This window comes from Echinicola marina, from assembly GCF_020463795.1.
GTDB lineage: Bacteria > Bacteroidota > Bacteroidia > Cytophagales > Cyclobacteriaceae > Echinicola > Echinicola marina.
On record NZ_CP080025.1, the window covers coordinates 1,278,501 to 1,299,317 of the forward strand.

A 20,817-nucleotide genomic window follows, 5' to 3' on the forward strand; every position below is an offset into this window, starting at 1 on the left:
TCCGCATTACGTACTTAGGGGATATATAACAACGAAAAACACATTTCCATTCACAGCAAATCTCTAAATTATTTTGTATAAAATTAGTCTACTAAATAGAAAGAATGGAAATTTACAACTTGCTATAGTTAATTGACGATTTTAAACATGGAAATTAGAAGTACACCCATTCAGGATGTATATGAAATTTATCCCAAGGTCTTTAATGATGCCAGAGGGTATTTCTTGGAGACTTACCGGGAAGATTTATTGGCCGAAAAAGGCATCAATACCCGCTGGGTACAAGACAACCAATCTTTTTCAGTTGCAGGAACGGTCAGGGGGCTACATTTTCAGCATGCGCCATTTGCGCAAGCTAAGCTGGTAAGGGTCATCACAGGGAAAGTTTATGATGTTGCCGTGGACCTCAGAAAAGATTCACCTACATTTGGCCAATACCATGGCGTAATTCTCGACAGTGCCCAGCACAATTTATTATATGTGCCAGAAGGTTTTGCCCATGGCTTTTCGGTTTTGGAAGATGCTGTGTTTTCCTATAAATGCTCCAGTTTTTACAGCAAGAAAAGTGAAGGAGGCATTATCTGGAATGATGAATCTTTGGATATTGACTGGATGGTGGGCTCTCCGATAATTTCTGAAAAGGATTTGTTGTTACCCACATTAGAAAAATTTAAACAACAAACTGGAGGAGGTTTGTAAGCATATGGGATTACTCGATTTATTCAAAAACAAAAAAATGGAACCTTTATCTTTAGACTGGATGGCAGTGGACATGCACTCCCATCTTATCCCAGGAATAGATGATGGAGCCAAAACTTTGGATGAATCAGTAGCCATGGTCAAAAGACTCAAAAATTTTGGTTTGAGAAAGCTCATCACCACACCTCACGTGATGACTGAATTTTACAAAAACACGCCTGAAATCATCTCGGAAGGGCTTGAAAAACTACAGAAAGCCTTAATTAAGGAAGCTATAGACATTGAAATTGAAGCTGCAGCTGAATATTATCTGGACGAGGTGTTTATGGAAAAAATCAATAATGGGGAGCCCCTTCTTACTTTCGGTGACAACCATGTCCTGATTGAAACAGGATTTATCAATAAACCCAGAATGCTCCAAGAGACCTTATTTGCCCTAGAAACGAAAGGATATAAACCTATATTTGCCCATCCCGAACGCTACCTTTACCTTCACCAAGACCCTCAATTACTGGATTCCCTGATTGACAAAGCGGTGACCTTCCAGATCAATCTTCTTTCACTTACCGGTTATTACTCCAAACCGGTCAAAACTCTTGCAGAAAAACTTATAGATCGAAATGCTGTTAAATTTGTAGGCACTGACTGTCATAATCACCGCTACTTGGACAGTTTGGAAAAGTTGCCCTCAAGTAAGTATTATGAAAAACTAAGTGCTTCTAAAATAGCCAATAACCAATTATGAAAATATTAATCACAGGCATCACAGGTCTATTTGGCAGTTACCTTGCCAAAGAATTCTTTGAAGAAGGTGAAATCCATGGATTAAAAAGGCCGAAAAGCAACACGGATCAATTGGGAGCACTTGCAGAAAAGATCATTTGGCATAATGGAGATATCAATGATTTTCAATCGCTAGAGGAAGCATTCGAAGGGATGGACCTCATTATCCATTCAGCAGGCCTGGTGTCATTTGACAATAAAGATAGAGAGAGCTTGTTGAAAGTCAATCATGAGGGTACGACCAATGTAGTCAATGTGATGCTGGACCAAGGTATTAAAAAGATCATCCATGTCAGTTCTGTGGCGGCTATTGGGAGAGATCCAGAGCAAAGACTCATCGGTGAAGACCATAAATGGGTGGACTCTCCCTGGAACACACCTTATTCCATTTCCAAGTATTATTCGGAATTGGAAGTTTGGCGTGGCGTGCAGGAAGGGCTGGAGGCCATAGTGCTCAATCCTTCCATCCTATTGGCCAAAATGAACGAAAGAAGCAGCAGCACTGGGCTATACGAATATGTCCAAAAGGAAAACTCATTTTACCCCTTGGGCGACATCAATTATATCGATGTCAGAGATGCAGCCAAAATCAGCTTGGAATTGTTCCAAAAGGGACATTGGGGAGAGCGTTTCATCCTCAATAACAAATCCACGACCTATCAAATGTTTTTCAAAGAAATGGCCGCGGTAATGGAAAAAAAAGCACCCAATATTCCAATCAAGGATTCAATGATTCCCCTAGCCAGCCTATTGAGCAAAATTGCTGGCTTGTTTGGCAAAAAGGGCATCGTCAACAAGCAAACCAGTCGACTGGCGCAGCAACAAATAAGATTTGACAACACTAAAATCAAATCAGTCCTAAACCCTCAGTTTTCCGAACTAAAGGAAACCTTTAAATGGGCATTGAACGAAAAATAATTCAAATTCGTTAGATCGAATATTATAAAGCCAAAGTATTAAAAAGTCAAAAAATATTTTCATTGGCTATTTGTGCTACCAATTAAATTGGTATCTTAAATTTAAATTCAAAACGACGCACATGACTGGAGATTTTGAACACGATAGGGAAGAAGAAAGGGCATTGGTAGAGCGGTTTGAGAACTCCCTAAAAGCCAACTTGGACCTCTTCTTTGATGAAGAGGAACTGGAAGACATCATCCGTTTTTATTTTGATACACAAAAATTCAAAAGAGCCCTAAAAGCCAGTCAGATAGCCCTGGAGCGATTTCCCTTTTCTTTGGAAATCAAGTTGCTTCATGGACAATGCCTGATCTTCAACGATGAATTGGAAGAAGGTTTGGAGATGTTGGAAAACCTTAACAACCTCTCTCCCAATAATGAGGAAGTCATTTTGGCACTTTCCAATGGTCTTTTGCTTAACGGAAGTATCAAAGAGGCCATACAGCTGTTAGAAGACTTTCTTCCAATGGCTGAAGACAAAGCAGAAGTCCATTATTCATTGGGCAATTTTTACCGTGCAGAAAACAATAACGAAAAGGCCATCTACAATTATAAAGAAGCAGTAAAACTCAAAATCAACCATGAGGATGCCTTATTCCAACTGGCCATGATTACTGAGGAAGAAGGTTCATTTGATGAAATCCTACAGTTTTATCAAGAGTTTATTGATCAGGATCCTTACAGTGCAGGTGCATGGTACAATCTGGGGGTCGTATATAACCGTCTTGGCCGCTTTGAGGAAGCCATTGAAGCCTATGATTATGCTTTGATCATTGATGAGTCCTTTGCCTCAGCCTATTTCAATATGGGCAATGCCCTGATGAACACCAAGCAATATGAAAAAGCGCTGGAGGCTTATCAGAACACCATCAACTGTGAGGGAGCCAATTCAGAAAACTGCTGCTATTTGGCAGCTGCCTATGAAAAGCTGGATCAGGTAGACCAAGCTTTCAAATATTTCAAGAAATCCGCCAAATTGGATCCGGAATATGATGATGCCTGGTTCGGTCTAGGAATGTGCATGCTCAAAAAAGACAAATATTTCGAGGCCATCCATTATTTCAAAAAGGCCCTGAAAATATCAGCTGTAAATGCCAACTATTGGGTAGGACTGGCAGATGCTGAGTACCACTTGGGCAACCTACAGTCCAGTTCAGAAGCTTATGAAGAAGCCATTAACCTAGAACCTGGGCTAATGGAGACCTACGTTAACCTCTCCATAATATATTTTGATCAAAATCGATTTGAAGAAGCCATTGATGTCCTAAAAGAAGGAATGGACGAGCTTCCGGAAGAATCAGAGCTCTATTATCGACTAGTAGTTTATCTAATAAAAACAGGTAAATACAAAGAAGCCTTTTCATATTTAGAAAATGCATTAACTTTGGATTTTGAACGACATGAGCTGTTATATGAACTGATGCCAGAAGTAAAACATCAGAAAGCCATATATAAGATCATCGCTCAATACAAAGAAGGATTATAAGCCGAATACTATTTACCTTAAAAATTAGAGAATGAATTACGTGCTGAAGAATGTGCCCGTACGTACAGAAAAACCACGAACGACAGGATACACCATGGCCATGGACAAAGGTCTTAGCCTAAGAGAAGTAGAAGATTTTATAGATTCCTGTGGAGATTATGTAGATATTGTGAAGCTTGGTTGGGCAACTTCTTATGTTACTAAAAACCTCACACAAAAACTTCAGATATACAAAGACGCCGGTATCCCAGTTTATTTTGGAGGTACGCTTTTTGAAGCCTTTGTGATCAGAGATCAGTTTGAGGATTATCGAAAGGTTTTGGACAAGTTTGACTTGGCATACGCGGAGGTTTCTGATGGATCCATCACTTTGGACCACCAGAAAAAATGTGAATATATCAATATTCTTTCTAAGGATGTTACCGTTCTTTCAGAAGTAGGTTCCAAAGATGCCGCAAAAATCATCCCTCCTTATAAATGGATCGAACAGATGCAAAAAGAGCTGGATGCTGGTGCTTGGAAAGTCATCGGTGAATCCAGAGAAGCAGGTAATGTGGGACTGTTCCGTGATTCAGGAGAGGTAAGACAAGGTTTGGTAGAAGAGATCCTGACTAAAATTCCTGAGGAAAAAATCCTTTGGGAAGCTCCTCAGAAAGCGCAACAAGTTTGGTTTATCAAATTATTGGGCAGCAATGTGAACCTTGGAAATATTGCCCCTAATGAGGTAATTCCTTTGGAAACAATTAGGCTAGGATTAAGAGGTGATACTTTTGACCACTTTCTAGACCTAGCAAACATATAAAAAACATAAGCGACTGATCAGCAACTCGGTCGCTTTGGTTTTTATTTCCCCTTGTTCTCCATGAAGCATTTGAAAAATCATATTCTCACTTTTCTCAAAGGAATGGGAATGGGAGCAGCAGATATTGTCCCTGGTGTGTCCGGTGGTACCATAGCCTTGATTACGGGCATCTATGAAACCCTGCTGGACAGCATTAAATCAGTGGACATGGAAGCCCTACGGCTCTTATCCAAATTCCAGATCAAAGCGCTTTGGAAACATATCAATGGCTCCTTCCTGGGAGCTCTCTTGCTGGGAATATTCACCAGTATCTTCACGCTTTCCAAGCTGATCACCTTCCTCATGGATGAGCACCCCATTCCATTATGGTCTTTTTTCTGTGGATTGATCATCATCAGCTCCATTATGATTCTAAGGGATATCAAGCGATGGAACTTTATCGTCTTTTTGGCCATTCCATTAGGAGCAGGACTGGCTTATTGGATCACAGGGCTAAATCCGGTGAGCTCACCAGATGCCATTTATTTCACTTTCATCGCAGGAGCCATTGCCATTTGTGCCATGATCCTTCCCGGTATCTCCGGAAGCTTTCTATTATTGATTCTCGGAAAATACGAAGTGATTTTAGAAGCTGTAAACCAGAAAGATGTACTTACTTTGGCTATATTTTCCGCTGGATGCATTGTAGGACTCTTGTCTTTCTCAAGGCTGATCTCATGGTTACTGAATAATTATCATTCACTGACCATTGCAGCACTTTCTGGCTTTATGCTGGGGTCGATCAATAAAATCTGGCCTTGGAAAGAAGTCCTGAGCTATAGAATATCTAGTAGTGGGGAACAGAAACCCTTTATTACCGAAAATATTTGGCCGCATCATTACCTCGCTGTAACTGGGGATGAACCCAAGTTCTTTATCGGTTTGTTAGCGTTTCTTTTCGGGATTATCTTAGTGATAGGGTTAGAAAGAACAGCATATTACTTAAAAGGAAAATGAGAAAATTCGGACTTATCGGTTATCCATTAAAGCATTCTTTTTCGAAGAAATATTTTACTGAAAAATTTGAAAAGGAAAACATCAGTGCTTGTCAGTACGAATTATACGAATTGGACAGTATTGATAAAGTTCCTGATTTGATCAAAAACAACCCTGACTTGGAAGGGCTGAATGTAACCATCCCTTACAAAGAACAGGTTATTCCTTTTTTGGATGAGCTAGACCCAAGCTGTAAAGCTATTGGGGCAGTGAACTGTATCAAAATCAAGGATGGCAAGCTTATCGGTTATAATACAGATTATATCGGTTTTAAGGAATCACTTGAGATTTGGCTTGGAGATAGCAAGGGTATTCAAGGCTTGGTTCTGGGAACAGGAGGAGCTTCCAAAGCAGTAAAACAAGCCCTAAAAAACCTAAATATTCCATACAAAATGGTCTCAAGAACTGCCAATGCAGAAAATGGCACCATTTCTTATGAGGACCTGATCAAGAATGAAAAACTTCTTCAGGAATATCATCTCATCATCAATACCACACCATTGGGTACTTTTCCCAATACAGAGGAGATGCCTGATATCCCTCTTAGCCAAATAGGCAGAGAGCATAAAATATATGATCTGGTATACAATCCAGAAAAAACCTTCCTAATGCGGTCCACCGAAGCCCGCAGTGCAGCAGTGAAAAATGGACTGGAAATGCTCCACCTTCAGGCAGAAGCTGCCTGGAAAATCTGGAATTGACAGATTTCACCTATTTCACATTTTATTTATCTTACTGTTCTAACCTCTACTCCTGCGTTTGGCATAGAAGGAACTGAGTTGCTTATGAAATAGCGGCTAGGCTTTTTTTGGTCCAAAAAGTCAGGATTTGAGATGCTGCCCTCTACCAAAGAAAAGCAGTAGGACAAATCAAAACATAATAATTATGTATTGGAAAAAACTATCGCACGAGGAAGTAAAAAAAGCCGTATTTGATGCTTTGGCAGAAAACCATGACTATAGGGGACAAACCCCAGCTCTAGGTGTACCAGGGACCTATTTGGACACCACAGAATTCTATCACGACGCTCCTTTTCTAAAGGATGCCCCATTTATGTCCGTCATGGTCAATAATCCAAATCATATCGGCATTCATACTTTGAAGGAAGAATCTGTATTGGACCTCTTTAAAGGCACCCAAAGAATCGAAAGGGACTTGATCAATTTGGTGGCGGAAGAAATCTTTGCAGGCGAAAAAGGTCAACAAGATGGTTATGTCGCCACTGGAGGGACTGAGGCCAATATTCAGGCCATGTGGGTTTATAGAAACTACTTTCGAAATGAATTCGACGCCAAAACAGAGGAAATAGCCGTTGTCTATTCACAAGACTCCCATTATTCCATGCCTAAAGGTGCTAACTTATTGAACCTTCATAATATCATCTTGGAAGTGGACGAGGAGACAAGACAAATCAAGCAAGAGTCCCTTGAGCAAAAAATTGAAGAGGCTAAAGCTGCAGGGTATAAATATTTCATTATTGTAGCCAATCTTTCTACCACCATGTTTGGCTCGGTAGATGATGTGGATCTATTGGGCGATTTCTTTACCACAACTAACCTACAGTTCAGAATCCATGTGGACGCAGCTTATGGAGGCTTTATTTATCCCTTTACCAATGAAAACAGCGCCTTCACCTTCAAAAATCCTTATATTACTTCCATTACCAGTGATGGACATAAAATGCTGCAAACGCCATATGGCACAGGCCTTTTCTTGATCAGGAAAGGCTACATACACCATGTCTGTACCCAAGAGGCACAATATATCCCTGGTAAGGACTATACCCTCAGTGGCTCTAGGTCTGGCGCAAATGCTGTATCCATGTGGATGATCCTCAAAATCCACGGCTCAGAAGGCCTCAAATACAAAATGGCCTCCCTATGCGACCGTACTGAAAGAATCTGCAAAAAGCTGGAAAGAATGGGAGTGGAGTATTTTAGGAACCCTTACCTGAACATCATCACCATGAAAGCAAGCTATATTTCTGACCGTCTCGCCAAAAAATATAACCTAGTGGCTGATAGTTATGAATATGGGGCAAAATGGTACAAAATAGTGGTTATGCACCATGTGAGACAAGGAGCCTTGGATAGCTTTCTAATGGACCTCGAAGGAGAACTGTCAAGCAAATTTTAACTTAAATCCTTCAACATAAAGCCCCTAGAATACAGCAAAAACATGTTTTCAAGGGGCTTTATATTGAAATAGCATCAAAGACTGGGGATAGATTTATCAAAATCTGGATTATCACTCGGTAACTGCGCCCCAGTATTGGCATGAAACGCATTCAATATGGCCTTCAGCTCTCTAACTTTATCAGGCATTTTGGAAGACAAGTCATTAGTTTCACTTATATCTTCCTTAATATTATATAGCTCTTCTTTTTCATCATCATAAAACTCTATATACACATATTCCCCTTTCCTAACTGCTGCGCCCGGCTCCCATGCACTTCCATGATAATGGGGATAATGGAAATAAAGTGCTGCACGATCAAGTGATGTACCACCTTTCAACAGTGGCATCAAGGAAGTCCCATCATTTTCAGGTATTTTGTTTTTGGATACTTTCACAGCCTCAGCGATGGTGCTATAAAAGTCCACACTGATCACAGGTTCGTCAGATTCAGTGTTTGCATGTATGCCTGGGCCTTTTATGATCAAGGGAACCCTAATTCCTCCCTCGTAACACCAGCCCTTCCCCGCTCTCAATGGTTCATTGGAGGTAGGGGCTTTTCGGTTATTTTGCAAGGTGGATAGTCCGCCATTGTCAGAAGTAAATACCACCAAGGTGTTTTCATCCAACCCAAGTTCTTCTAATTTACTCATCAACCTGCCCACATTTTCATCCATCGCCGCAATCATAGAAGCATATTCGAAGTTGTCCTGTCTAAGCTTGGTGAGGCCATCATGCTCATTTCTATATCCTTGATCGCCTATTTCTTCCATTTTTATAGCTTTCTCCCTAAAATGATCCACATGTTTTTTGTTGGCCTGAATTGGGGTGTGCACATTATAAAATGATAAATAAAGCAAGAAAGGGTCTTCCTTCGCAGCATTCAAAAAGGCAATGGACTCATCTACCAGCCTATCAGTCAAGTACTCTCCCTCGGGACCGTCCTCCAATTGGGGATTATGGTATGGAGAGTAATAGCTCGCTGGACTTCCCTTATGATTTCCGCCAATATTGACATCAAAACCCTGATCTTCCGGAAAGAAGCCTTTATCTCCCAAATGCCACTTGCCCGCAAAGAATGTCCTGTAGCCTTCAGCTTTCAAAAGCTCTGCTATGGTCAGCTCCTCCAAAGGCAATTCATTCCTGTCCTGAGGTCCCAACAATTTTCGTCCCTTAGGATCTTGTCCTGGAATCCAATCAGTAATATCAATCCTGCTTGGATACTTTCCAGTCATGATAGAGGCTCTTGTAGGAGAGCAGACTGGTGAAGCAGCATAAGCTGATGTAAATCTCATGCCTTGGCTAGCCAGTTTATCAATGTTTGGGGTCTCGTAAAATTCGCTGCCATAACAGGCCAGATCGGCCCAGCCGAGATCATCCACTAGAATAAATACAATATTGGGTGCTTGTTGTTCTTCCTGCTCACATGAAAACAAACCAAATGCAATAATTGCCAGACTGATTAGAAAGGTGTAACGCATTACTAAAGAATTAAATAGTAAAAAGGCAGGTAGGGTTAATCTCAAACAATAATACTGCTAAAATGCATGTTCTACAAAATGAAATGGGATTAAATGACGTAAGGGGAAATATATCACATAAAAAAGGCCCCGATATTGATCAGGGCCTTTCAATTATTTCTCTTCTATAAACTGCTTCTGGATTTCATCCTCTTCGATTTCCTTCTTTTTTTCCTCATCCGGTTCAGCAAAGAATTTCTTTTGGAAAAGTAAAATGATAACTACGCCTATAAAGATGGACGCATCTGCTACATTGAATATTGGCCATAGTGCAGTATAATTTCCTCCCCAAAGCGGCACCCATTCAGGGATCCATCCCTCCCAAATGTCAAAATAGAACATGTCTACCACTTGACCATGAAACCATGGTGTACTTGCATTGGCAGGGGCGTTGTTCAACCAAACACCATAAAACACACTATCCACCAAGTTTCCGATGGCTCCTCCCAAGATCATGGCAATGCAGACAATATAGCCTGTATGTACTTTCTTTTCGATAAGATGGTAAAGATAATAGCCTATACCTACCATGGCTACCAAGCGGAAACTGGTCAGGATCAGTTTTCCATACTCTGAGCCCAGTTCCATTCCAAAGGCCATGCCTGGGTTGGTGGTATAGTGCAACTTAAACCAGTCACCAATAATTTTGATCTGACCAACCGATCCCATCTGCATATTGGCATCTACGACCAACTTGACTATTTGGTCGATAATGATGACCAGTAAGGTAATACCAAAATACTTTAAATATTTCATAGCTATATTTTCAGCAGAAGCATGGTGCTAAGAGCGCCATTTAAACTTTTTCCACCTTTACTTTAAGTTCAAAATCATCCATATCCAATACGGTTCCCTCTGCCACATCACCATTCACGGATAGTGATAAGGCTTGTGTTTCGGATTGGATATATTCAGAGAAATTAACCAATGCTTGATCTACTTGTTCATTCAACTTGGCGACTTTAATGGTGATCTTGTCCTGAACCTCCAGTCCCATATCTTTTCTAAGGTTCTGGATCCTGTTAACCAAATCACGGGCAATGCCCTCTTGCTTCAACTCATCCGTTAAAGTAACATCCAAGGCCACAGTGATTCCATTGTCACTGGCCACTGACCATCCTGGAATATCCTGTGAAGTAATCAGTACTTCCTCCAATGAAAGGACTGCCTTCTCCCCATCCAGGTCAATTTCAACTGATCCGTTTCTTTCGATATTGGCAATTTCTTCCTGACCCCACTGGTTAATAGCTGCTGCTACCAATTTCATTTTTGGTCCAAAGCGCTTACCTAATAGCGGGAAGTTCGGTTTTGCATTTTTTACCAAAATACCTGAAGCATCATCAATATATTCTACTCCTTTGATATTCACTTCGGATTTGATCAATTCCTCCACGTGTTGGATTTGCTCTCTGGTCTTTTCACTGAGGATAGGGATCAAAATCTTCTGCAGTGGCTGACGCACTTTCAGTTTGTCCTTTTTCCTCAAGCTGTGCACTAAAGAAGAAATGTCCTGTGCCAACTGCATACTGGTCTCCAAGTCCTTATTGATCAAAGCCTCATCAGCAGCATTCCAGTCAGTCAAGTGAACAGACTCGGCTATTTCTTGGCCTGCTTCCTTGGCTCCATCTGTCAAATTCTTATACATCCAGTCTGAGTAGAAAGGAGCAAAAGAAGACATCAACTGACAAATGGTGGTAAGGCATTCATACAATGTCTCATAAGCAGCCTGCTTGTCCTCATTCATATCACCCCTCCAGAAACGTTTTCTGGCCAATCTCACATACCAGTTGGACAATTGGTCCACGGTAAAGTTCATAATGGCCCTGGTAGCTCTGGTGGCATCGTAACTGTCCATGGAGTTTTCCACTTCTCCAATTAGGGACTGCAGCTTTGAAATGATCCAGCGATCCAACTCAGGTCTTTCACTTACAGGCACCATCTTGCTGGCATCATAGGTGAAGTGATCAAGGTTGGCATATAACGCAAAAAAGTTATAAGTATTTTGAAGGGTACCGAAGAACCTGCGTTGTACTTCTGCAACACCTTCTAGATTAAACTTCAAATTGTCCCAAGGATTGGCATTGGAGAGCATATACCAACGCAAGGCATCTGGTCCATATTCTTTTAAGGTCTTAAATGGATCGACAGCATTGCCCAATCGCTTGGACATTTTGTTGCCGTTTTTGTCCAGCACAAGACCATTGGCAATCACATTTTTGAAAGCAACGCTGTCAAATAACATCACTGCAATGGCATGAAGCGTAAAGAACCAACCTCTGGTTTGGTCCACTCCCTCAGCAATATAATCAGCTGGATAATTGGCCTTGAAGATCTCTTCATTCTCAAATGGATAATGCCATTGTGCATAAGGCATAGCTCCGGAGTCAAACCAAACATCGATAAGATCTGGCTCACGGAACATTTTCTGTCCCTTGGAATCTACCAAGATGACATCATCCACATAAGGTCTGTGCAGGTCCACCTCTTCACCCTTGAAAGGTGATTCGGTCATAAAGCCTTTTTCGATGGACTTTTCGATTTCTTCATTCAACTCTGCTATAGAACCGATGCATTTGGTTTCGGTAGCATCCTCATTTCTCCAAACTGGAAGTGGGGTACCCCAGAAACGGGAACGGCTCAGGTTCCAGTCTACCAAGTTTTCCAACCAGTTGCCAAAACGACCTGTACCGGTTGCTTCTGGCTTCCAGTTGATGGTTTTGTTTAATTCTACCAAACGATCCTTGCAAGCAGTGGTTTTGATAAACCAGCTTTCCAAAGGATAGTAAAGCACTGGCATATCAGTTCTCCAACAATGTGGATAACTGTGCTCGTATTTTTCTACCTTAAAGGCCTTATTCTCATTTTTCAGGATGATGGAAATAATCACATCGGTGTTTTTATAATCCGCTGCATCCTCATCTTCCTTAAGGTAATTCTTCACATAGAAATCATCCACACCATACTCTTTATGGGCAGTGATTTCATGCTCTTTCATTTTAGCTTGTAAATACTCTCCAATCACAGGAAGGAATCTACCGCGCTTATCTACCACAGGAACCTCATTTCCCTGCTCATCTTTTACAAACACACCAGGAACACCAGCCTGAACCAATGCTCTAAAGTCATCCGCGCCAAAAGCTTTGGCAAGGTGTACAATACCAGTACCATCTTCTGTGGTCACATAATCAGCAGAGATAACGGTAAATGCAGGACTTGGAAGCGCTATCCCTTCAATTGGGAATAATGGCTCATATTCCATTCCCAACATGTCTTTCCCTTTGAACTCTTCAATGATTTCAAAAGGAATCAATTTATCTCCTGGCTTATAGTCTTCTATTTTTAAGCCTTCAGCTTTCTTATTGAAGAAGGCTCCCACCCTGGCTTTAGCTAGGATTACCGTTTGCTCTTGATAGGTATAAGGGTTAAAGGTCTTAACTTTTACATAGTCCAGTTTTTCACCTATGGCCAATGCTGAGTTGGAAGGCAAGGTCCAAGGGGTAGTGGTCCAAGCAATGATATACTCATTTTCTCTGCCTTTCACTTTAAACTGGGCAGTAATGGAAGTGTCTTTTACATCCCTGTAACAACCCGGCTGGTTGAGTTCGTGCGAAGAAAGTCCAGTCCCTGCAGCTGGTGAATAAGGTTGAATAGTATAACCTTTGTATAAAAGGTCTTTCTCATATAGACGCTTGAGCAAGCTCCATAGTGATTCAATATATTTAGGGTCAAAGGTGATATATGGATCATCCAAATCTACCCAGTAGCCAATTTTTTCAGTAAGATCATCCCACTCATTTTTAAAGCGCATGACCGTCTCACGGCATTTTTTATTGTATTCCTCTACCGTGATTTTCTTACCGATATCTTCTTTGGTAATTCCCAGTTCCTTCTCCACCTGAAGCTCTACAGGCAATCCATGGGTATCCCAACCACCTTTTCTTTTTACCTGAAAACCCTTTAAGGTTTTATACCTACAAAAAATATCTTTCAGAGTTCTGGCCATTACATGGTGAATGCCCGGAGTACCATTTGCCGATGGTGGTCCTTCGAAGAATGTAAAAGTCTCGGCACCTTCACGGTTCTCAACAGACTTTTCAAAAATCTTGTTCTCCTGCCAGTAACTCAGTACACTTTCTCCTATTCCTGGATAATCTACTTGTTTGAACTCCTGATATTTTTTCACGATATCTCTATGATTACTTCTTATTCAATTATTTGGCTGCAAAGGACTTCGGTAGACTGAAACAATTCAGCATTCCTGTAATCCTTTCAAAAGCAGGCACAAAGTTAATAGAAAAGTAGGGTTTATGTATGTAGAAAATAGAAAAACTCGCTTTTTGACGAAAAGCCAAGGTCCTTCCCTTAAGCTTGCAGCATTTGACAAAAGAGCACAACAGCTTCATTGGCTTGATGAGCAGCCTTCCCATTCCCATTATCCAATACGTAATTGGACCGTTTTTGTGTCGTAGATTTAAGAAGCATTTAAATAACAAATAAGTCTTTGGACCAATTATTAGGCTTTAGTATTTTGAAGAGACAAGTAAGTCCAAAAATTACCCAATAGCCCATCCATGACATATTCTTCCTGCTAAACTCACGTGATATTTGAGCCCCATCTTCTATTAAAAGAGACAAAATTATACGCAATTTATGAAGGCGAAATCTACAGCCAGTTCAATTTTTTCTAATTTCATCAGAATAATTATAGAAGACTTTGTGGCAGAGTTTCGATGGAGTATGAGGAATGAGATTTGACCAATAACTTCGAGCAAATGTTTTTTTAAGATTAAAAAAGATCAAATGGAACTATGGCAACTGTAATTAGGCTTATCTTTTCATAACAGCCCCGCGATCAGAATAATATATTTTAAAAAATCACTAAAATTTTAAACTTTATTCCAATACTAGCCTGTTATAAACACATAAATCATATTTTATTTGGAGATAAAACAGTTTGGCACGTAAATAGCTATAAAAAGAATTAGAGTTAAATCAACCGCAGATAGCCAGGGTGTATTGACAGCAGTCAATCCCCTGGCTTATTTTTTAAGCTCCTGGTAATGAGATACCTTTTACTTTTCTGTAAAGTGAAAGGGCATATTTATCAGTCATCCCAGAAATAAAATCAATCAGATTTCTCAAAAGTAAATAGGGCATGAGTGCCTCTTTGTCAGTCCTGAATTCTTCCGGCAACAGTCTCAAAATACTTCTGTCCTGTCCAGAGAACCTATCACTATCGTAATATTTATGGTACAGGGCTTTTGAGAAAACTTCCAGCAAACCTTCCAATACCTGGAAACCTGCCGCTTCTTTCTCCAAAACAGGTTGTGACCTGTAAATTTTATTAATAGAGAGCCTGCTAATCTTTTCCAAGATATGCGCAGAATCGATCATATCTGTTAATGCGCTGTCAAACTCACCAGAGAGCATTTGCTCTTCATGTTTTTTAAAGCAGTCCACCGATTCCTCTATCAGCCTACCAATGGCCATGGCCCTCAAAATGGCCAATTTCTGAGACTTGGAATTTAGAGCATTGAATTTTTCCTCATTGAAACGCTCGCCAATGATCTCTGCCAATAAGGTCACCACCTCATCTAGCTGCACCAGGCCCAGGGTACAGCCATCTTCCAAGTCGATAATGCTATAACAGATATCATCCGCAGCCTCCACCAAAAATGCCAGCGGGTGCCTGTACCATGTGTCCTTGCCCGAAGCAGGTATGCCTAACAGTTTTGCAAGATTATGGTATTGACTGATTTGGTCCGCGAAGAAACCATATTTCTTTTGGCTTCTTCTACTTACATCCTTCTGCTCGATCATTGCGGGCCTGGGATATTTTGTAAATGCTGCCAAAGTGGCAAAGGAAAGCTGAAAGCCATTATCTTTCTCCAAAAGCATCCTAAAGCCCTGCGCATTTCCTTCAAAACTTACCATATCGGCCCATTCCTCCTCATACAAATGAGTTCTCCACATTTGGCCACATGGATGAAACTTGAAGAAATCAGAAATGGCATCCTCTCCAGAATGACCAAAAGGAGGGTTGCCAATATCATGTGTCAATGCTGCAGCAGCCACAATGGCCCCAATATCACTGGATGCTATCCCCTTTGATCCAAGTTCAGGATATTTTTGTAATAAGTATTCACCAACAGATTTTCCCAAAGACCTTCCCACGCTAGATACTTCCAAACTATGCGTAAGTCGGGTATGGACAAAGTCAAGCTCTGGCAATGGAAATACTTGTGTCTTATCCTGCAAATTCCTAAAAGGGGCAGAAAAAATGATTCGATCATAATCCTTCTCAAATTCGCTTCTATATTGGTCGGGGCTGGCCTCAGTCTTCTTTTTTAGGTCTGACCTGCCAGCGCGGAGCAGCTGTTCCCAGTTCATCATGTCCAAAATTAATGATCCCTAATAAAAATCTTGCGATATTTAAGTATAAAATCACATGAACCAAAAAACTAAAGTAGCATTACCCACTCATCACAATTTGGACAAAACCTGTGGGCGGCAAAACATAATTAAATATCTTAGCAAAGAACTTAACGATTTATAAAATATTTAACCAATGAAGCAGCTTTTACCCCTTCTATTGACTTTCGTGTCAAGCATACCTCTTTTTGCCCAGGAAGCAGCTGACAGAAGACATTATGTCGCCTACCGATCTGCTGAAAAGTTGATGATGGATGGTCACTTGGATGAAGATGATTGGCAAGCCGCGGCCTGGTCTGAATTATTTGTTGACATAGAAGGGGAGCATAAACCAGCTCCATTATATGATAGCAAGATGAAAATGCTTTGGGATGATGAACATTTATATATCGCTTTTTGGATGGAAGAACCCCACCTGTGGGCGACCTATACAGAAAGGGAATCGGTTATATTCAGTGAAAATGACATTGAACTATTTATCGATATCAATGGAGATACCCATAATTATTACGAATTGGAGATCAACGCCCTAGGTACAGAGTGGGATTTGATGCTTACCAAACCTTATCGGGATGGAGCCTTGGCTATCAATGGCTGGAATATCAATGGACTTGAAAAAGGAATTCTACTGAACGGTACCCTCAACAATCCCGAAGATGAAGATGAATCCTGGACCGTAGAACTCGCCATTCCATGGAAAGCACTCTCTCAAGCAGGCCCTAGCTATTCTGCACCTAAAGACGGGCAACAAATGCGCATCAACTTTTCCAGAGTACAATGGCAGCTAGAGGTAAAAGACGGCGTATACACTAAAAGAATCAACCCTGAAACAGGCAAACCTTTTCCTGAATACAACTGGGTCTGGTCTCCACAGGGAAAAATCAGCATGCATATGCCTGAAGAATGGGCTTACTTACAATTTTCCGAAAATACAGTAGGTGAAGGTACAGCTGAATTCAAATTGAACGAGGATGAAAAGGTGAAGGATGACCTGAGAAAAATCTATTTTCTTCAAAAGGCTTTTCATAAGAACACTGGAACTTATGCCAAGTCTGAGAAAAAATTATCCCTTCCAAGAGAGCTGCGAGACCGTCATTTTGATTTTGAGGTCAGTAAAACTAGGTTCAAGATTTCCAGTCCTTCCTTGGTATCCGATAAATCCTGGCACATCACAGAGGACGGCAGGGTTTGGCAGGACTAAACGGTTGGGTATAAAAAAAGCAGCTAAAATTGTAGCTGCTTTTTAATTGGCTGTTAGTGGTTAATGATTATTCTTCAATTATTTCATTGCCTTCTGCATCATATTTTTTGGTTACAGCGTCCTCTTCCATTCCAAATTGAACTTCATAGGTTACCGTACCATCTGCATTCAGCATTTTATAGGCTTTGGAGATGGTCAATGCCTGAGTTTCTTCACTTTCTGTAATGGTATCCTTTACAGCTTGTGGAAGGTCTTCAGCCTTGATTTCTTCCTTATCTTGGACAATTTGCACTAAATTAAACTCATTGTCCGTTTTGATAGTGGAAGCTTGAACACCTGCAAATGCGAAAGTTCCTAGGGCTAATACTAAAGCTAATCTTTTCATGGTTGTTAAATTTTAAATTGGTTAATTAGTTTGTTTTGGATTATCTTTTTGTAATCTCTTGTCTTTTATTGTTCAGCAATTATGCCAATACAGAAAAGGCCTTAAAAGCCGCTTTAGCAAGGGTTGGAAGGCTTTTACTTGTGATATTAATGGTCAATTTGTGGAAATTATAGTGTGATATTTTATTTGGTATTAATATTGATTTGAAAAATTGGAATATTTATGGATGACCTGATTTGTGATATCAAAGCCTGTGAACTATGCAAGGAATCCTTGCCATTGGGGCCTAATCCGATTTTAAGTGGAAGCCCCGAGAGTAAAATAGTGATCATTGGTCAGGCACCTGGAAAGATAGTTCATGAAACGGGCATTCCCTGGAATGATAAAAGTGGTGACAATCTTAGGAAATGGCTGGGGGTAGAAAGGGATGTTTTTTATGATGCAGATAAGATCGCCTTGGTACCCATGGGGTTTTGCTATCCAGGAAGGGGTAGGTCTGGAGATTTGCCGCCTAGGCCAGAATGCGCGCCTCTTTGGCATCCTAAGCTTTTACGTGAAATGAAACATGTGGCTTTGACCATATTGGTGGGAGCTTATGCCCAAGGCCATTACTTACAAGAAAAGCGGAACTTAACGGATATTGTGAAGGATTATAAAAAGTATTTGCCTGATTATTTTCCTCTACCGCATCCCTCTCCAAGGAACAATATCTGGCAGGCAAAAAACCCTTGGTTTGGTGAGCAGGTACTCCCAGCCCTCCAAAAAACAATAAGCGAGGTATTGGGCTAAAGTTTTGCCCTATTTTATTTAAATATGGTAGGATTCTCGCCAATAAATCAGCAATCCTGTTCCTTTTGAATATTTTTTCCCTTATTTCGGGCATGGATTGGCAATGGATCATAGATGGATTTGTAGCTGGCTTGCAACAAATGACCTGGCTGGAAGGTGTCGCAGTGTTTTTTGGTATTGCTAGTGTGTATTTCTCCATGCGCGAAAATATCTGGGTCTATCCCACTGGCATCATCAGTACTTTGATCTATGTGTGGATTTGTCTCCAAGTGAAACTATATGCAGATATGGGGATCAATGCCTATTACTTTTCCATGTCCATATTTGGCTGGTACGTCTGGACGCATCCCAAAGCAGGCAAGGAAGTGCTTCCTGTTACTTGGCTAAAATGGAAAGGATGGGTGTTTTCTGTTTTGCTATTATTGGTGTCCTATGGCATATTGTATTATGTGCTTTCCAATTTAACGGATAGCGATGTACCTTATTGGGATGCTTTTACCACTTCTTCTGCCTTTGTGGGAATGTATTTGATGGCTAAGAAAAAAGTGGAAAACTGGATAGCATGGATCATCACCGATTTGGTTTCTGTGCCATTATACTTCTATAAAGGATTAATTTTAACCTCATTTCAATTTTTGTTTTTCACAGTTTTGGCAATTATCGGCCTGATTGCCTGGATCAAATCAGCAAAAAACTATGCAAGGGAAGCCTAAAAAGGTGGTCATCATTGGCCCAGAATCCACTGGTAAGAGTACGCTATCCCATGCATTGGCGCAGCACTATAAGGAGCCTTGGGTGGAGGAATTTGCAAGGGGATATATAGAAAGCTTGAATAGAGAATACCAGTATGCAGATTTGTTGGAGATCGCCCAAGGCCAGATGAAAATGGAAGATGCCAAAGCCCAAGAAGCAAAAGATTTGCTTTTTTGTGATACAGATCTTCATGTAATTCAGGTTTGGAGTGAACACAAATATAGAAAGACCGCCTCTTGGGTTTTGGAAGAAATCAAAAAGAGGGCTTATGATTTATACCTTTTGACCGATATTGATATTCCCTGGGAAGCAGACCCACAGCGTGAACACCCTGAACCAGATATGAGGCAGTTTTTCTATGATTGGTATGAACGTTTGTTGTCGGGTACCGGCGTGCCAGTGGCGAAGATTTCAGGCAATTTGCAGCAAAGATTGGCCAAATCCATAGCTGCGATTGAGGAAAATTTTCTTAAAGTTCGTTAAAACTTTTAGGCTTACTCTCGGCATTACTACTTTTAAAAGCAGAAATTAACGCAACTAAACAGGTTTTATCTCTCGACTAAGATGATAACCCCAGCAATTACTGGTAACAAGGCAATCTGATTCCTATTTATCCGTTGTAATTATGGTATCTTTGACAAAAGGTGTCTTGACTTGTCCCTCCTGAGGTCCCGCTCAATTTCCCCTCTTTACTATATCAACTATTATATGATGGCTACGCCAAAATTCTCAAGACCAGATATTTCATTTCACCTAGAATTGAAAAAAAGAATCAGCACCTACTTTAAAGAAATAGGTTGTTCCCAAACAGGCAATTCTCAATTATTTATCAAAGCAAGTATTCTTGTACTGGCCTTTATCCTGCTTTATGTACACGTACTCTTCTTTACACCTCATTGGGCCATTGCATTGATCGAGTGTGTAATATTAGGCGCTTTGACAGCTTCTATAGGTTTTAATGTCATGCATGATGGGGCTCATGGAAGTTTCAGTAAATATGCTTGGCTAAATAAGGCAGCAGGCATGTCCATCAATTTTCTCGGCGCCAACGTCTATATGTGGAAGACCAAACATAATATAGTGCATCACTCCTATACCAATGTGGAAGGGGTGGATGACGATATGAATGCAAGGCCGTTTTTGAGACTTTGTCCAGCACAGAAAAGGTATAAAATCCACCGTTTTCAGCATTATTATTTTATCCTGACCTATTCCCTACTGTATTTATACTGGGTGTTTTTTACGGATTATAAGAAGTATGTGACCAAAAAAGTAGGGCCGATACCCATTCAAAAAATGAAAATCATGGACCATGTCTCCTTTTGGGGATTTAAACTGGTGCATGCTGCTTTGTTTATCGCATTACCAATTTATTTACTTGGCTTTTTACCCTGGCTGGTTGGTTTTACGGTATACGGCCTATTTGCGGGACTGATGTTGACCGTCGTTTTTCAATTAGCACATAGCTTAGAGGAAACCTCTTTTCCCATACCAAATATTCAGACCAATAAACTGGAAGATGAATGGGCCGTTCACCAGTTGAAGACCACAGCCAACTTTGCGACCAATAACAAGGTGATTTCCTGGGTATTGGGAGGCTTGAACTTTCAAGTAGAGCACCATCTGTTTCCTAAAATTTCCCATATCCATTATCCTGCGATAAGCAAGATCATCAAACAAGCTTGTTTGGAATATAACATCCCTTATCTGGAACATCCCAAAATGAGATTGGCTTTTGTCTCTCACGTGAAACACCTAAGGGTACTTGGGAAAGCCTAAAGGCAACTCAATGAGTTT

18 protein-coding genes are annotated in these 20,817 nt (G+C 40.6%); 13 read left to right on the top strand and 5 right to left on the bottom strand.

The annotated features are described in order from the left end of the window. Positions 1 to 147 precede the first annotated feature (147 nt). From rfbC to KZP23_RS05325, 8 genes are all read left to right on the top strand, one after another. Positions 148 to 699: a dTDP-4-dehydrorhamnose 3,5-epimerase gene (gene rfbC, locus KZP23_RS05290; RefSeq protein ID WP_226335058.1), complete on the top strand. Its 552-nt coding sequence runs from the start codon at positions 148 to 150 to the stop codon at positions 697 to 699. 4 nt (positions 700 to 703) lie between these two features. Next, positions 704 to 1,444: a tyrosine-protein phosphatase gene (locus KZP23_RS05295; RefSeq protein WP_226335059.1), complete on the top strand. Its 741-nt coding sequence runs from the start codon at positions 704 to 706 to the stop codon at positions 1,442 to 1,444. Further along, entirely contained in the window at positions 1,441 to 2,400 is a 960-nt protein-coding gene (locus KZP23_RS05300; protein WP_226335060.1) for an SDR family NAD(P)-dependent oxidoreductase, read from the top strand. Before KZP23_RS05295 ends, KZP23_RS05300 begins: the two co-directional genes overlap by 4 nt. 121 nt (positions 2,401 to 2,521) lie before the next feature. Further along, positions 2,522 to 3,928: a tetratricopeptide repeat protein gene (locus KZP23_RS05305; protein ID WP_226335061.1), complete on the top strand. Its 1,407-nt coding sequence runs from the start codon at positions 2,522 to 2,524 to the stop codon at positions 3,926 to 3,928. 31 nt (positions 3,929 to 3,959) lie between these two features. Beyond that, a complete protein-coding gene (locus KZP23_RS05310) occupies positions 3,960 to 4,730 on the top strand; it encodes a phosphosulfolactate synthase (protein WP_226335062.1) in 771 nt (256 codons plus the stop codon). A gap of 60 nt (positions 4,731 to 4,790) precedes the next feature. Beyond that, positions 4,791 to 5,726 (top strand): DUF368 domain-containing protein, encoded by a 936-nt coding sequence (locus KZP23_RS05315; RefSeq protein WP_226335063.1) that lies wholly within the window; start codon positions 4,791 to 4,793, stop codon positions 5,724 to 5,726. Beyond that, the gene (locus KZP23_RS05320; RefSeq protein ID WP_226335064.1) at positions 5,723 to 6,466 is read left to right on the top strand and encodes a shikimate dehydrogenase family protein; all 744 of its coding nucleotides are present in this window, start codon (positions 5,723 to 5,725) and stop codon (positions 6,464 to 6,466) included. Before KZP23_RS05315 ends, KZP23_RS05320 begins: the two co-directional genes overlap by 4 nt. A 184-nt stretch (positions 6,467 to 6,650) precedes the next feature. Further along, positions 6,651 to 7,901, top strand: a complete 1,251-nt coding sequence (locus KZP23_RS05325) for a pyridoxal phosphate-dependent decarboxylase family protein (protein WP_226335065.1) — start codon at positions 6,651 to 6,653, stop codon at positions 7,899 to 7,901. A 74-nt stretch (positions 7,902 to 7,975) separates the two neighbouring features. Here KZP23_RS05325 and KZP23_RS05330 read toward each other — a convergent pair whose 3' ends face one another. The 4 genes from KZP23_RS05330 to KZP23_RS05345 all read right to left on the bottom strand — a co-directional run bounded on the left by KZP23_RS05330 (position 7,976) and on the right by KZP23_RS05345 (position 15,853). Further along, the gene (locus KZP23_RS05330) at positions 7,976 to 9,421 is read right to left on the bottom strand and encodes a sulfatase (RefSeq protein WP_226335066.1); all 1,446 of its coding nucleotides are present in this window, start codon (positions 9,419 to 9,421) and stop codon (positions 7,976 to 7,978) included. Positions 9,422 to 9,574: 153 nt separating this feature from the next. Continuing rightward, a complete protein-coding gene (locus KZP23_RS05335; RefSeq protein WP_226335067.1) occupies positions 9,575 to 10,216 on the bottom strand; it encodes a lipoprotein signal peptidase in 642 nt (213 codons plus the stop codon). A gap of 40 nt (positions 10,217 to 10,256) precedes the next feature. Continuing rightward, the gene (gene ileS / locus KZP23_RS05340) at positions 10,257 to 13,643 is read right to left on the bottom strand and encodes an isoleucine--tRNA ligase (RefSeq protein ID WP_226335068.1); all 3,387 of its coding nucleotides are present in this window, start codon (positions 13,641 to 13,643) and stop codon (positions 10,257 to 10,259) included. 863 nt (positions 13,644 to 14,506) lie between these two features. Next, positions 14,507 to 15,853, bottom strand: a complete 1,347-nt coding sequence (locus KZP23_RS05345) for a deoxyguanosinetriphosphate triphosphohydrolase (protein WP_226335069.1) — start codon at positions 15,851 to 15,853, stop codon at positions 14,507 to 14,509. A gap of 175 nt (positions 15,854 to 16,028) precedes the next feature. Between KZP23_RS05345 and KZP23_RS05350 the strand changes: the two genes are divergently transcribed. Beyond that, positions 16,029 to 17,093 (top strand): carbohydrate-binding family 9-like protein, encoded by a 1,065-nt coding sequence (locus KZP23_RS05350; RefSeq protein WP_226335070.1) that lies wholly within the window; start codon positions 16,029 to 16,031, stop codon positions 17,091 to 17,093. A gap of 67 nt (positions 17,094 to 17,160) precedes the next feature. Here KZP23_RS05350 and KZP23_RS05355 read toward each other — a convergent pair whose 3' ends face one another. After that, positions 17,161 to 17,478, bottom strand: coding sequence for a hypothetical protein (locus tag KZP23_RS05355; protein ID WP_226335071.1), 318 nt, complete (start codon positions 17,476 to 17,478; stop codon positions 17,161 to 17,163). A gap of 222 nt (positions 17,479 to 17,700) precedes the next feature. Between KZP23_RS05355 and KZP23_RS05360 the strand changes: the two genes are divergently transcribed. From KZP23_RS05360 to KZP23_RS05375, 4 genes are all read left to right on the top strand, one after another. Then, positions 17,701 to 18,267 (top strand): uracil-DNA glycosylase family protein, encoded by a 567-nt coding sequence (locus tag KZP23_RS05360; RefSeq protein ID WP_226335072.1) that lies wholly within the window; start codon positions 17,701 to 17,703, stop codon positions 18,265 to 18,267. A 92-nt stretch (positions 18,268 to 18,359) separates the two neighbouring features. Next, complete coding sequence (gene pnuC, locus KZP23_RS05365; RefSeq protein WP_226336486.1) at positions 18,360 to 18,980, top strand: nicotinamide riboside transporter PnuC; 621 nt, start codon at positions 18,360 to 18,362, stop codon at positions 18,978 to 18,980. Then, on the top strand, positions 18,964 to 19,503 hold the full coding sequence (locus tag KZP23_RS05370; RefSeq protein ID WP_226335073.1) for an AAA family ATPase: 540 nt from the start codon (positions 18,964 to 18,966) through the stop codon (positions 19,501 to 19,503). The genes pnuC and KZP23_RS05370 overlap by 17 nt, the downstream gene beginning before the upstream one ends. Positions 19,504 to 19,731: 228 nt before the next feature. After that, a complete protein-coding gene (locus tag KZP23_RS05375) occupies positions 19,732 to 20,799 on the top strand; it encodes a fatty acid desaturase family protein (protein ID WP_226336487.1) in 1,068 nt (355 codons plus the stop codon). Positions 20,800 to 20,817 lie beyond the last annotated feature (18 nt).